The organism is Pseudomonas sp. SORT22, assembly GCF_018417635.1.
GTDB lineage: Bacteria > Pseudomonadota > Gammaproteobacteria > Pseudomonadales > Pseudomonadaceae > Aquipseudomonas.
In genome coordinates this window covers 371323-383073 of record NZ_CP071007.1, presented here as the reverse complement: position 1 = coordinate 383073, position 11751 = coordinate 371323, and the positions used below count along the sequence as shown (strand labels likewise).

Below are 11751 nucleotides of genomic sequence, written 5' to 3'. Positions count from 1 at the left end.
TCGAGGCATATTGAGTCTAGGAAGAGATTGCCGCCTGCGTGAAACTATTCGCCGATGGCGGCTTTGTAACCGGCGGCGTCGAGCAGTTTGTCCAGCTCGGCCTTGTCGCTTGGCTTAAGCTTGAAGATCCAGCTGGCGTACGGATCGTTGTTCAGTTCCTCAGGGCTGTCGGCCAGCGCCTCGTTGACTTCGATCACTTCACCGCTGACCGGTGCGTAGATATCGGAAGCGGCCTTGACCGACTCGACCACGCCCGCCGCATCGCCGGCGGCAAAGACCTTGCCCACTTCCGCCAGCTCGACGAACACCACGTCACCCAGGGCTTCCTGGGCATGGTCGCTGATCCCGACAGTCACAGAGCCATCGGCTTCCAGCCGGGCCCATTCGTGGCTTTCGGCAAAACGCAGGTCGGCGGGGATATTGCTCATAATTGTTGTCCTCGATTGGGTCAGCGGTTGGCCCGCCAGAATTGGGTTCAGATCAGGATCTTGCCATGGCGCACGAAGGTCGGCTTGACCACCCGCACCGGGTACCACTTGCCGCGAATCTCCACCTCGGCACGATCGGCGGTGGCCATCGGCACCCGCGCCAGGGCAATGGATTTGCTCAGCGTAGGAGAGAAACTACCACTGGTGATCTCCCCTTCGCCAATCCCGGCGACACGCACCACCTGATGGGCGCGTAAAACCCCGCGCTCTTCGAGCACCAGGCCGACCAGTTTCTGCTCGACGCCATGCTCGATTTCTTCCAGCAGGCCCTTGCGACCGATGAAGTCACGCGCTGCCGGCTCCCAGGCGATGCTCCAGCCCAGGTTCGAGGTCAGCGGCGTGTGGGCTTCGTCGATGTCCTGGCCATACAGGTTCATGCCCGCTTCCAGGCGCAGGGTATCGCGGGCGCCAAGGCCGCTGGGGGCGATGCCGGCGCCGACCAGGTCGTTGAAAAACGCCGGGGCCTGTACCGCCGGGAAAATGATTTCCAGGCCATCCTCACCGGTATAACCGGTGCGGGCGATGAACCAGTCACCATCGGCCAGGCCTTCGAAGGGCTTGAGTTCACGGATCAAAGCGGCGCGGGCAGCGGTTACCAGCTCCGCGACCTTTTCTCGCGCCTGCGGGCCCTGGATGGCAAGGATGGCCAGTTCCGGGCGCTCGCTCAGCTCGACCTCGAAGCCGATCATCCGCGCCTGCAGCCAGGCCAGGTCCTTGTCGCGGGTCGAGGCGTTGACCACCAGGCGGTAACCGTCCTCACAGCGGTAGACGATCATGTCGTCGATCACCCCGCCCTGCTCGTTGAGCATGGTGCTGTACAGGGCCTTGCCGGTGGCGTTCAGGCGCGCGACATCATTGGCCAGCACCTGTTGCAGCCAGGCACCGGCCTGGGCGCCACGGATATCGATCACGGTCATGTGGGATACATCGAAGACCCCGCAGGCCTGGCGCACCTGATGGTGTTCCTCGACTTGCGAGCCGTAATGCAGGGGCATATCCCAACCGCCAAAATCGACCATCTTGGCGCCGAGGGCCAAGTGCAGGTCATAAAGAGGCGTACGCTGTCCCATGGGTTTCTCCTTCCGGGCGTGGCGAGGCTACGGCGGCTGGCAGCGTTGCAGCTACCCGGTCTGTAGGACCGGCCGCAGCGAATGCCGCGCATTGTAGCTGCAAGCAAGCAGGCTTACACCCTCAGCGCGTTTGACCGGGGTGGCGGGCCGAACGTCGAATCAGGCCGATGACCGGCAGCAAGCCGACCAGCACCAGGGTCAGCGCCGGTAGCGAAGCCCGCGACCATTCGCCTTCGCTGGTCATTTCGAATACCCGAACCGCCAGGGTATCCCAGCCAAAGGGGCGCATCAGCAAGGTCGCCGGCATTTCCTTGAGCACGTCGACGAATACCAGCAGCGCCGCGCTCATGGCACCGGGCACCAGCAAGGGTAGATACACCTTGAAAAACAATCTCGGGCCACTGACCCCCAGGCTGCGCGAAGCTTCCGGCAAGGACGGGCGAATCCGTCCCAGGCTGTTTTCCAGCGGGCCGTAGGCCACGGCGATAAAGCGCACCAGATACGCCAGCAACAAGGCCGACAGGCTGCCGAGCAGCAACGGCTTGCCGGCACCACCGAGCCAGCCGGACAGCGGCACCACCAAGTGGTTATCGAGGTAACTGAAGGCCAGCATGATCGACACTGCCAGCACCGAGCCGGGCAAGGCATAGCCCAGGTTGGCCAGGCCGACGCCGGCGCGGATGGTCGAGGTCGGCGCCTGGCGCCGGGCAAACGCCAGCATCAGGGCAACACACACAGTAATCAGTGCCGCCATGGCGCCCAGGTACAGGGTATGCAGGATCAGCCCGGCATAGCGCTCGTCAAGGTCGAAACGCCCCCGCTGCCAGAACCACACCAGCAACTGCAGCATCGGCACCACGAAGGCACAGGCGAAGACCAGCAGGCACCAGCTGCTGGCGGCCAGGGCCTTGATGCCCCGCAAGTGATACAAGGCCTTGCCGCGCGGGCGTTCGTTGCTGCTGCGCACGGCGCCACGGGCCCGGCGCTCGCCGTAAAGCACCAGCATCACCGCCAGCAACAGCAGGCTGGCCAGTTGCGCGGCGCTTGAGAGGCTGAAGAAACCATACCAGGTCTTGTAGATGGCGGTAGTGAAGGTGTCGAAGTTGAACACTGACACCGCGCCAAAATCCGCCAGGGTTTCCATCAATGCCAGGGCCACCCCGGCACCGATGGCCGGCCGCGCCATGGGCATGGCAACCCGCCAGAATGCCTGCAGCGGAGACAGCCCCAGAACCCGCGCCGCTTCCATCAGGCCCTTGCCCTGGGCCAGGAAGGCGTTACGGGCCAGCAGGTAGACGTAGGGGTAGAACACCAACACCAGCACGGTGATGACCCCGCCGGTAGAACGCACCCGCGGCAGGCGCAAGGGCCCGAACCATTCGCGCAACAAGCTTTGCACCGGCCCGGCGAAATCCAGCAGGCCGACAAACACGAACGCCAGCACATAGGCCGGAATCGCGAACGGTAGCATCAAGGCCCAGTCGAGCCAGCGCCGCCCGGGGAACTCGCACAGGCTGGTGAGCCAGGCCAGGCTCACGCCCAGCACCGTCACACCAATGCCGACACCGAGGATCAGCGTCAGGGTGTTGCCCAGCAGGCGGCTCATCTGGGTATCGAGCAGGTGCGACCAGATCTGCAGGTCGACCGACTGCCAGGACAACAACAGCACGCTCAGCGGCAGCAGCACCAGGGCGGCGATGATGAAGACCAGGGGGTACCAGCGGCGTTGGGCGGGGTGGGCCAAAAGGAAAAATCTCTATGTAGAAGCACAGGCTCTGTGGGAGCGGGCTTGCCCCGCGATTGCATTGTGTCAGTCACATTGCAATCGCGGGGCAAGCCCGCTCCCACAGGGGGCCGATAAGGGCCCCGGAAGGATAAAGCCTGGCGCTTAGTTCCAGCCAGCCCGATCCATCAGGCGGATGGCTTCGGCCTGGCGTTTGCCGGCCACTTCCACAGCAATGCTGTCGGCCTTGAAGGTGCCCCAGGCAGCCACTTCTTCAGATGGCGCCACGGCCGGGTTGGCCGGGAACTCCTGGTTCACGCCGGCGAAGATTTTCTGCGCCTCGGCACCGGTCATCCATTCGACCAGCTTCTTCGCCGCCTCAGGGTGCGGCGCATATTTGGTCAGGCCGATACCCGAGAGGTTGACGTGCACGCCACGGTCAGCCTGGTTGGGCCAGAACAGCTTGACTGCCAGCTTGGGGTTTTCCTTGTGCAGGCGGCCGTAGTAGTAGGTGTTGACGATGCCGACGTCGCACTGGCCGGCGTTGATCGCCTGGAGCAAGGCGGTGTCGTCGGAGAACACATCGGTGGACAGGTTGTTGACCCAGCCCTTGATGATCTCTTCGGTTTTTTGCTCGCCATGGGTTTCGATCAGGGTAGCGGTCAGCGACTGGTTGTAGACCTTCTTCGCCGTACGCAGGCACAGGCGACCTTCCCAGTTTTTGTCGGCCAGGGCCTCGTAGGTGCTCAGCTCTTCGGGTTTGACCCGCTCGGTGGAGTAGGCGATGGTCCGTGCGCGCAGGCTCAGGCCGGTCCAGTCGTGGGACGAGGCGCGGTACTGGGCGGGGATGTTCTTGTCGATGACGTCCGACTTGATCGGCTGCAGGATGCCCATCTGCTCGGCCTGCCAGAGGTTGCCGGCGTCGACGGTGAGCAGCAGGTCGGCGGTGGCGTTCTCGCCCTCGGCCTTGATCCGCTGCATCAGCGGCGCTTCCTTGTCGGTGATGAACTTGATCTTCACCCCGGTTTCTTTGGTGTAGGCATCGAATACCGGTTTGATCAGCTCGTCGATGCGCGAGGAATACACCACCACCTCGTCCGCCGCCTGGGCGGCCGTGCCGAACAGGGTCAGAGCCAGGGCGGCCATTACGTGCTTGCGTGGCAACATGGTGCAGTCCTCGGAATTCATGAGAGGCGCAAATGGTAGTTAATCCCATTTGCCTTCTCAACCGAACTCACAAGGGAGGAGTTACCAGATGTTGCGGGGCCCTCAGGCCCGCGCCAGTTCCGGCAGGTCACCGCTCAAGCCCAAGGCCTGGCGCACGAACAGGGCCTTGGCTTCCGGCAATTGCTCGATCCATTTCAGGCCGCTGTTGCGCAACCAGCGCAACGGCAGTGGATCGGCCTGGAACAAGCGCTCGAAGCCTTCCATCGCCGCCATCAAGGCCAGGTTGTGCGGCATGCGTCGGCGCTCGAAACGGCTCAGCACGCGAATATCAGCCAGGCGCTCGCCACGCTCGTAGGCATGCAGCAACTCTTCGGCCAGTACCGCGGCATCGAGGAAACCGAGGTTGACGCCCTGCCCGGCCAGCGGGTGGATGGTGTGCGCGGCATCGCCGATCAGCGCCAGGCCTTCGGCCACGTAACGCTTGGCGTGACGCTGGCGCAGCGGCACGCAAACCCGTGGGTCGGCCTGCAGGACGCCGCCCAGGCGCCCTTCGAAGGCGCGCTCAAGCTCGGCGCAGAACGCCTCGTCGCTCAAGGCCATCAAGTGTTCAGCCTGCTCGGGCGTGGTCGACCAGACGATCGAGCACCAGTCCTGCTGGCCATCGCGCAACAACGGCAGGAACGCCAGCGGCCCCTCGTCGGTAAAGCGCTGCCAGGCGGTCGCCTGATGTGGCCGGGCACAACGCACGCTGGTGACGATGGCGTGGTGCAGATAATCCCACTCGCGGGTCTCGCAGCCAGTCAGGCGGCGTACCGCCGAGTTGGCGCCGTCGGCAGCAATCACCAGCGGCGCACGCAGGGTACGGCCGTCGGCCAGGGTCAGCAGCCAGTCGTCGCCGGAGCGGCGCATCTGCTCCAGGCGGGCATTGGCCAGCAGGCCGATTTCGCTGTCGTGCAGACGCTCCAGCAGGCCATCCTGCACTACCCGGTTCTCGACGATATGGCCAAGCACTTCGGCGTGCACGCTGGCCGCCGAGAAGTGGATCTGGCCGGTGCCGCTGCCATCCCACACGTGCATGTCCGAGTAGGGGCTCAGGCGTCGCTCGCTGACTCCCTGCCAGGCGCCCAGGCGTTCGAGAATGCGCTGGCTGGCCGCCGACAAGGCGCTGACCCGCGGCTCGAACGCCGACTGCTGGTCGAAGGGTTTGATCGACAAGGGGCTGCCGTCGAGCAAGAGAATTTCCAGGCCGCTGTGCTGCAACGCCAGGGCCAGGGCGCTGCCGACCATACCGGCACCGACAATCAACAGATCTGCGCGCATTTCCATGCCTTAAGCCTGTCTCGCTTGCGGCTTGAGCCGCACGTAAAGGGTTTTGTCGACCCGCGCCACCAGTTCACCGGCGGCGTCGCGGATATCGACCTGAAGTCGTGGCAGGTACTTTTTGCCGCCGGCGGTGTGCTGGCGGATGTCGTCGAGCAGGGCATCGTCGATGCGCAGGTCGGCGAACACCGGGCCCTTGCCCGGCGACACGAAATCGATGCTGGCGGCCTTGTCCCAGACGATGTACTCACGCCCGAGCAGCTCCATCAGCATCAGCATGTAGAACGGGTCGACCATCGAGTACAGGCTGCCGCCGAACTGGGTGCCGACATAGTTGCGGTTGAACCAGCGCAGGCCCATGCGCACGCGGATGTGGCGCAGGTCGGGGCTGACGCTGAGCACGCGAATGCCCGCGCCCAGGTACGGCGGGTAGATATTCAGCAGCCAGCGCAGCCTGCGCGCGCGCCGGGCCAGTTTGCGCGGGTCGCTCATGCTCAGCTCCGTGGATCCGGGCGAGTTCCCAGGCCCATGGCCTGGCGGGCGAACCAGCGCTTGGCCGGAGGCAGCAGGTCGAGGCCGAGCAGGCCCAGGTTGCGGCCGGTAGCGACCAAGGGTTGGGCGCTGCCGAACAATCGGGTGACGCGGTCGGAGAAGCCCACGGTCAGGTCCTGGTCCAGGCGCTGACGCTCACGGTAGGCCTGCAGGGTGGCGAAATCACCCGGCACTCCAGGGCTGGCCAGCAAGCCGTCGGCCAGCGACTGCACATCGCGCAGTGACAGGTTGAAGCCCTGCCCGGCAATCGGGTGCAGGCTGTGCGCAGCGTTGCCAAGGACTACCAGATGCGGGCGCACCTGCTCCTGGGCCTCGACCAGCGACAACGGATACAAGTGCCGGGCGCCGACCTGGCGCAGCGCACCGAGGCGGTAGCCAAACACGTCCTGCAGCTCGCTGAGGAAGCTGCGTTCGTCCAGCTCGGCCAGGCGCTTGGCGTCCATACCGGCGCGGGTCCAGACCAGCGCGCAGCGGTTCTCCGGCAATGGCAGCAAGGCCATCGGCCCTTCGTCGGTAAAGCGCTCGAAAGCCTGGCCGCAGTGGGCTTCGCTCGGGGTGATATTGGCGATCAGGGCGCTCTGGTTGTACGGCCGCTGGCTGACATGAATACCCAATTGCTCGCGCAGGCCGGAGCGGCCGCCATCGGCCAGTACCGCCAGGTCGCATTCAAGCGTGGTGTCGTCGTTGAGCGACAGCCGGTAACCGTCTTCCAGCGGCTGCAGGGCGGTGACCTCCGCCGGGCAGCGCCAGCTCACCACCTCAGCGTCCAGGCCCTGCCACAGGCACTGGCCAAGCCAGGCGTTCTCGACCACGTAGCCGAGCGCCGGTACCCCTTCTTCCAGGGCGTCCAGGCGGGTGGCGCCAAAACGGCCACGGTCGGAGACCTGGATCTGACGGATCGGCTCGGCGCGGCGGCTGATCTGTTGCCACAGGCCAAGACGCTCGTAGATTTGCCGGGTACCGAAAGACAACGCCGAAGAGCGGGCGTCATAGCTCGGCTGGAAACTGTCACCCGGGGCGAACGGTTCGATCAGCAGGATCTTCCAGCCACGCGCCTTGGCGCCGGCTTGCAGGGCCAGGGCCAGGCTGGCGCCGACCAGGCCGCCGCCAATGATCGCAAGGTTGACCCGGCTCATGCTGCGGCACTGCGCGCAGCAGCCATCAAGGCTTCGATTTCGGCAACCGTCTTGGGTACGCCGGAGGTCAGGATTTCACAGCCCTGCTTGGTTACCACTACGTCATCCTCGATTCGCACACCGATGCCACGCCATTTTTTCGCGACACTCTGGTTATCGGCACCAATGTAAATGCCAGGTTCAACAGTCAGGGCCATGCCCGGCTCGAGCACTCGCCACTGGCCGCCGACCTTGTACTCGCCGACATCATGCACATCCATGCCCAGCCAGTGCCCGGCGCGGTGCATGTAGAAAGCCCGATAGGCTTCGCTTTCAATCAGTTCGTGCACCTGGCCCTTGAGCAGGCCCAGTTCCACCAGGCCTTCGGTAATCACTTGCACCGTGGCCTCATGGGCGTGATTCCAGTGCTTGCCCGGGGCGATGACCGCAAAGGCCGCTTCCTGGGCCTTGAGCACCAGCTCGTAGATGGCCTTCTGCTCCGGCGAAAAACGCCCGCTGACCGGGAAAGTGCGGGTGATGTCGCTGGCGTAGCAGTCAATCTCGCAACCGGCGTCGATCAGCACCAGGTCGCCGTCCTTGAGCAGCGCGTCGTTCTCCTGGTAATGCAGGATGCAGCTGTTGCGCCCGGCGGCGACGATCGAGCCGTAGGCCGGCATCTTCGCCCCGCCCTTGCGGAACTCGTAGTCGAGCTCGGCTTCCAGGCTGTATTCGCGCAGACCGGCGCGGCAGGCCTGCATGGCCCGCACGTGGGCACGGGCGGAAATCGCCGCGGCCTCGCGCATCACTTTCACTTCCGCCGCCGATTTATACAGGCGCATGTCGTGCAGCAGATGATCCAGGGCAACGAATTCGTTCGGCGGTTGCGCACCCAGCCGCGCTTTGGAGCGGATGACGTTGATCCACTCCATCAAGTGGCGGTCGAACTCGGCGTTGCTGCCCATGGCCGAATACACCCGGTCGCGACCTTCGATCAGGCCGGGGAGGATGTCGTCGATATCGGTGATGGGGAAAGCATCATCGGCGCCAAAATCGCGGATCGCCCCTTCCTGGCCAGCGCGCAGGCCGTCCCAGAGCTCGCGCTCGGGATTGCGCTCGCGGCAGAACAATACGTACTCGCCGTGCTCGCGGCCGGGGATCAGGGCGATCACCGCCTCGGGCTCGGGGAAGCCGCTGAGGTACTGGAAGTCGCTGTCCTGGCGGTACACGTGCTCGACGTCGCGGTTGCGGATGGCAACCGCGGCGGCGGGCAGGATGGCGATGCTGTTGGGTTCCATCTGCGCCATCAGCGCCTTGCGTCGACGGGCGTATTCCGACTTGGGGATGTGGCTCATGGGCAGTGGCAGTCCGTGGTTGATCAGTGCAGCGAAGGTTTGGCCGCAGGTGCGACCGGCTGCTTCAGCTCGGTGTAGAGCAGCAGCGGGGCGACGCGCAGGTATTCCATGACTTCCATGTAATCGCTTTCGCCGTCTTCGGACTCTTCCAGGGCTTCCTGGACCTGAGAGATTGCGACCAGATCCTGCAGCACTTCCTTGGCGTCGGTGCTCAGATCCTTGCCACCGGCATTCAAACCGAAACCGGCAATGAAGCCCTGGCACCATTGACCCAGGGCGGTGGCACGCTCGGTCAGCGGCTCATCATCACCCGGCAGCAACAGCACCACGGTGATATCGTCGCTGGTCAGTTCGCCCTTGACCATTTCTTGCAGGCCGATCAAGGCGTTACGAACGTTGTCTGCCGGTTCGCTTTCCAGCAGTTGCGCAGCATCGGCCAACCATGCATCGGCATCGAAGCCGGCACCGGCGCAGCTGCGCCCGAGCAACAGCCCGTGCAGTTCGGCAGGGGAAACAGGATGCCCGTTGCTGCTGAGCAAGGTGGCGAAGGCGGTGTACGGCGAATTGATATTGGGCATGGGCAACTAGGCGCCAGACGGCGCAATGACTAGAATGAAGACCTTGTATCCTAGCACCGGCAGGCGCGCCAAGACCATCGACGCGGCCAACTCCGGGCCGGCCAGGGCATAAACCGGGCAACCACCCGCACGACCGAATCGAGTGGCAACCAATGCAAGAGAACGATCTGCAAGCGCTGATGGGCCGATTCGAACTGCTGATTGAGCGGGTCGAGCAACTAAAACGGCAAAACGCACTCTTATTAGCTCAGGAAAAATCCTGGCGCGAAGAGCGCGCCCACCTCATCGAAAAAAATGAAATCGCCCGGCGTAAGGTCGAATCGATGATTTTGCGACTCAAGGCCCTGGAGCAAGACTCATGAGCTCAAGCAATAGCGTCACTGTTCAGATTCTCGACAAAGAATATTCGATCATCTGTCCGCCGGAAGAACGCAGCAACCTGGTCAGCGCCGCGCGCTACCTGGATGGCAAGATGCGCGAAATCCGCAGCAGCGGCAAAGTCATCGGTGCCGACCGCATCGCCGTGATGGCTGCGCTGAACATTACCCACGACCTGCTGCACAACCAGGAACGCCCGCAAGCGACCGGCACTGGCGTCAACCGTGAACAGGTGCGCGACCTGCTTGAACGCGTCGATAGCGCACTGGCCGACGATCAAGATTCAAATAAGGGTTGAGTATCGGTATACTGGCGCCACTCCCTGGAGTGCTTGCCAGTCGGTCATGTCCCTGAGCCGATACGCACAACCACGGGGGTTGCACGTGGGGCCGGTGTGCATGTCCGCTTGACGGAAAGCCTTAACGCCTCCTGCAATCTCCACCTTGAACTTTCGGGTTCAAGGGCTACACCGACAGCGGTTCGTCGGGGAGCCTGAATTCTTTGCCCGCCCTTCTGCGCGGGCAATCGAGCTGTCACCCGGCGGGTGGCAGCCCTCTCTGGGACCGCCCGTGCCATGACCGACACCGCGCCGCTGACCCGCCCCCAACTTCGCCGCCTGCTTCGCGATGCCCGCCGTGCCCTGACGCCGGCCGAACAACGCCAGGCAGCCCGTGGCCTGTACCGTCAGCTGGCGCAGCATCCGTTGTTTCGCCGGGCCCGGCACATCGCCCTGTACCTGCCCAATGATTGCGAGATCGACCCGCGCCTGCTGATGCGTGAAGCCCAGCGCCGTGGCAAACGCACCTACCTGCCGGTACTGCACGCCTGGCCAAAAACCAAGATGGTGTTCCAGCGCATCGAAGCCGGCGAGAAGCTGCGGCGCAACCGCTTTCGCATCCCCGAGCCGCACATCAGCCTGGCCCGGCAACGACCGATCTGGGCGCTGGACCTGATCCTGCTACCGCTGGTGGGTTTTGATGAAGTGGGTGGCCGGCTGGGCATGGGCGGCGGTTTCTATGACCGCAGCCTGGCCTATCAGGCCCGCCGCAAGGCCTGGAAAAAACCCTTGCTGCTGGGCCTGGCGCATGAATGCCAGAAGGTCGAACGACTGGCGCAAGCCAGCTGGGATGTGCCGCTGCAGGGGACGGTCTCGGACCGTGGCTGGTACCTGGCTATCAACGCTGTTGCGGATTGACCGGCATTTCGTAAGGGGCGTCGAGTTTGCGTTCCCAAAGGCTTTGCGCATAACCGGTAGTGACAACACCCAAACCGAACAGAAACACCAGAATCCAGAGCAAATCCGGTTTGCGATTCATCGATTGCCCCCCTCAGGCAAACTGATCACGTTGTCAGCAACGTTTTTGTTGTTGCAGCAGCGTCAAGCTTAAAATGCGCGCATTCTCCGACAACCTGAGGCGACACGCAAACGTTGACGCCAACCGACCGTCGGTTTCCTGAAACAGGTTATTTCAAACATTGTCTGGAGCACCACCCATGGCCTACTGGCTGATGAAATCCGAGCCCGACGAACTCTCGATCAAGGACCTCGCGCGGCTGGGCGAAGCGCGCTGGGATGGCGTGCGCAACTACCAGGCGCGCAATTTCTTGCGTGCCATGGCAGTCGGTGAGCAGTTCTTCTTCTACCACTCCAGTTGCCCGGAGCCGGGCATTGCCGGCATTGCCCGCATCAGTGCCGCAGCCTATCCCGACCCCACTGCACTCGACCCGCAAAGCCACTACTTCGACGCCAAGGCCAACGACGCCAAGAACCCCTGGAGCGCTGTCGATGTCGCCCATGTCGAAACCTTCGGCAGGGTCCTGCAACTGGGCTACCTCAAGCAGCAAACCGCCCTTGCCGAACTGGCGCTGGTACAGAAGGGCAGCCGCCTTTCAGTGATGCCGGTGACCGCCGAACAGTGGGCAGCGGTACTCGCACTGCGTTAAACAGGGTAGGATGGCCGCTCATTTGACGAACATCAACGCACCAGGACCGGTGCGGCGTCACAAT

General features: G+C 63.7%; 14 protein-coding genes and 1 other RNA gene. 5 read left to right on the top strand and 10 right to left on the bottom strand.

Features of this window, described 5'->3' with window-relative positions; translation table 11 throughout:
* Positions 1–44: 44 nt before the first annotated feature.
* The 9 genes from gcvH to JYG36_RS01775 form a co-directional block, all read right to left on the bottom strand.
* Positions 45–428: a glycine cleavage system protein GcvH gene (gene gcvH / locus JYG36_RS01815; RefSeq protein WP_213602916.1), complete on the bottom strand. Its 384-nt coding sequence runs from the start codon at positions 426–428 to the stop codon at positions 45–47.
* A gap of 47 nt (positions 429–475) precedes the next feature.
* Complete coding sequence (gcvT, locus tag JYG36_RS01810) at positions 476–1558, bottom strand: glycine cleavage system aminomethyltransferase GcvT (RefSeq protein ID WP_045201083.1); 1083 nt, start codon at positions 1556–1558, stop codon at positions 476–478.
* A gap of 121 nt (positions 1559–1679) precedes the next feature.
* On the bottom strand, positions 1680–3302 hold the full coding sequence (locus JYG36_RS01805; RefSeq protein WP_093378244.1) for an ABC transporter permease: 1623 nt from the start codon (positions 3300–3302) through the stop codon (positions 1680–1682).
* Positions 3303–3446: 144 nt separating this feature from the next.
* Positions 3447–4448: an extracellular solute-binding protein gene (locus JYG36_RS01800; protein ID WP_045201202.1), complete on the bottom strand. Its 1002-nt coding sequence runs from the start codon at positions 4446–4448 to the stop codon at positions 3447–3449.
* Positions 4449–4550: 102 nt separating this feature from the next.
* Positions 4551–5768: a 2-octaprenyl-3-methyl-6-methoxy-1,4-benzoquinol hydroxylase gene (locus tag JYG36_RS01795; RefSeq protein ID WP_176794311.1), complete on the bottom strand. Its 1218-nt coding sequence runs from the start codon at positions 5766–5768 to the stop codon at positions 4551–4553.
* Positions 5769–5777: 9 nt separating this feature from the next.
* Entirely contained in the window at positions 5778–6260 is a 483-nt protein-coding gene (locus JYG36_RS01790) for a DUF4442 domain-containing protein (protein ID WP_045201076.1), read from the bottom strand.
* Positions 6261–6262: 2 nt separating this feature from the next.
* The gene (ubiH, locus tag JYG36_RS01785) at positions 6263–7456 is read right to left on the bottom strand and encodes a 2-octaprenyl-6-methoxyphenyl hydroxylase (RefSeq protein WP_045201074.1); all 1194 of its coding nucleotides are present in this window, start codon (positions 7454–7456) and stop codon (positions 6263–6265) included.
* Positions 7453–8787, bottom strand: coding sequence for a Xaa-Pro aminopeptidase (pepP, locus tag JYG36_RS01780; RefSeq protein ID WP_195885286.1), 1335 nt, complete (start codon positions 8785–8787; stop codon positions 7453–7455). The genes ubiH and pepP overlap by 4 nt, the downstream gene beginning before the upstream one ends.
* A 23-nt stretch (positions 8788–8810) precedes the next feature.
* Positions 8811–9365: a YecA/YgfB family protein gene (locus tag JYG36_RS01775; RefSeq protein WP_213602915.1), complete on the bottom strand. Its 555-nt coding sequence runs from the start codon at positions 9363–9365 to the stop codon at positions 8811–8813.
* Between the two features lie 152 nt (positions 9366–9517).
* Here JYG36_RS01775 and JYG36_RS01770 point away from each other — a divergent pair, with 152 nt between their 5' ends.
* The 4 genes from JYG36_RS01770 to JYG36_RS01755 all read left to right on the top strand — a co-directional run bounded on the left by JYG36_RS01770 (position 9518) and on the right by JYG36_RS01755 (position 10938).
* Positions 9518–9727: a TIGR02449 family protein gene (locus JYG36_RS01770; protein WP_010221172.1), complete on the top strand. Its 210-nt coding sequence runs from the start codon at positions 9518–9520 to the stop codon at positions 9725–9727.
* Positions 9724–10041, top strand: coding sequence for a cell division protein ZapA (locus JYG36_RS01765; RefSeq protein ID WP_195885287.1), 318 nt, complete (start codon positions 9724–9726; stop codon positions 10039–10041). Before JYG36_RS01770 ends, JYG36_RS01765 begins: the two co-directional genes overlap by 4 nt.
* A gap of 18 nt (positions 10042–10059) precedes the next feature.
* A non-coding RNA gene (gene ssrS / locus JYG36_RS01760) (6S RNA) lies at positions 10060–10237 on the top strand.
* Between the two features lie 80 nt (positions 10238–10317).
* The gene (locus JYG36_RS01755; protein ID WP_045201067.1) at positions 10318–10938 is read left to right on the top strand and encodes a 5-formyltetrahydrofolate cyclo-ligase; all 621 of its coding nucleotides are present in this window, start codon (positions 10318–10320) and stop codon (positions 10936–10938) included.
* Here the strand turns inward: JYG36_RS01755 and JYG36_RS01750 are convergent.
* Positions 10919–11059: a hypothetical protein gene (locus JYG36_RS01750; protein ID WP_165392175.1), complete on the bottom strand. Its 141-nt coding sequence runs from the start codon at positions 11057–11059 to the stop codon at positions 10919–10921. The two genes, JYG36_RS01755 and JYG36_RS01750, sit on opposite strands and share 20 nt — an antisense overlap.
* Before the next feature lie 178 nt (positions 11060–11237).
* On the opposite strand from JYG36_RS01750, the gene JYG36_RS01745 reads away from it, so the two are divergent.
* On the top strand, positions 11238–11687 hold the full coding sequence (locus JYG36_RS01745) for an EVE domain-containing protein (RefSeq protein ID WP_213602914.1): 450 nt from the start codon (positions 11238–11240) through the stop codon (positions 11685–11687).
* Positions 11688–11751 lie beyond the last annotated feature (64 nt).

Excerpts from the sequence above, each read along its gene's own strand:
- JYG36_RS01745 (WP_213602914.1), top strand. The coding sequence starts at position 11,238 with ATGGCCTACTGGCTGATGAAATCCGAGCCCGACGAACTCTCGATCAAG.
- JYG36_RS01770 (WP_010221172.1), top strand. The coding sequence starts at position 9,518 with ATGCAAGAGAACGATCTGCAAGCGCTGATGGGCCGATTCGAACTGCTG.
- gcvT (WP_045201083.1), bottom strand. The coding sequence starts at position 1,558 with ATGGGACAGCGTACGCCTCTTTATGACCTGCACTTGGCCCTCGGCGCC.
- JYG36_RS01750 (WP_165392175.1), bottom strand. The coding sequence starts at position 11,059 with ATGAATCGCAAACCGGATTTGCTCTGGATTCTGGTGTTTCTGTTCGGT.
- ubiH (WP_045201074.1), bottom strand. The coding sequence starts at position 7,456 with ATGAGCCGGGTCAACCTTGCGATCATTGGCGGCGGCCTGGTCGGCGCC.
- JYG36_RS01790 (WP_045201076.1), bottom strand. The coding sequence starts at position 6,260 with ATGAGCGACCCGCGCAAACTGGCCCGGCGCGCGCGCAGGCTGCGCTGG.
- JYG36_RS01775 (WP_213602915.1), bottom strand. The coding sequence starts at position 9,365 with ATGCCCAATATCAATTCGCCGTACACCGCCTTCGCCACCTTGCTCAGC.
- JYG36_RS01800 (WP_045201202.1), bottom strand. The coding sequence starts at position 4,448 with ATGTTGCCACGCAAGCACGTAATGGCCGCCCTGGCTCTGACCCTGTTC.
- JYG36_RS01795 (WP_176794311.1), bottom strand. The coding sequence starts at position 5,768 with ATGCGCGCAGATCTGTTGATTGTCGGTGCCGGTATGGTCGGCAGCGCC.
- JYG36_RS01755 (WP_045201067.1), top strand. The coding sequence starts at position 10,318 with ATGACCGACACCGCGCCGCTGACCCGCCCCCAACTTCGCCGCCTGCTT.
- gcvH (WP_213602916.1), bottom strand. The coding sequence starts at position 428 with ATGAGCAATATCCCCGCCGACCTGCGTTTTGCCGAAAGCCACGAATGG.
- pepP (WP_195885286.1), bottom strand. The coding sequence starts at position 8,787 with ATGAGCCACATCCCCAAGTCGGAATACGCCCGTCGACGCAAGGCGCTG.
- JYG36_RS01765 (WP_195885287.1), top strand. The coding sequence starts at position 9,724 with ATGAGCTCAAGCAATAGCGTCACTGTTCAGATTCTCGACAAAGAATAT.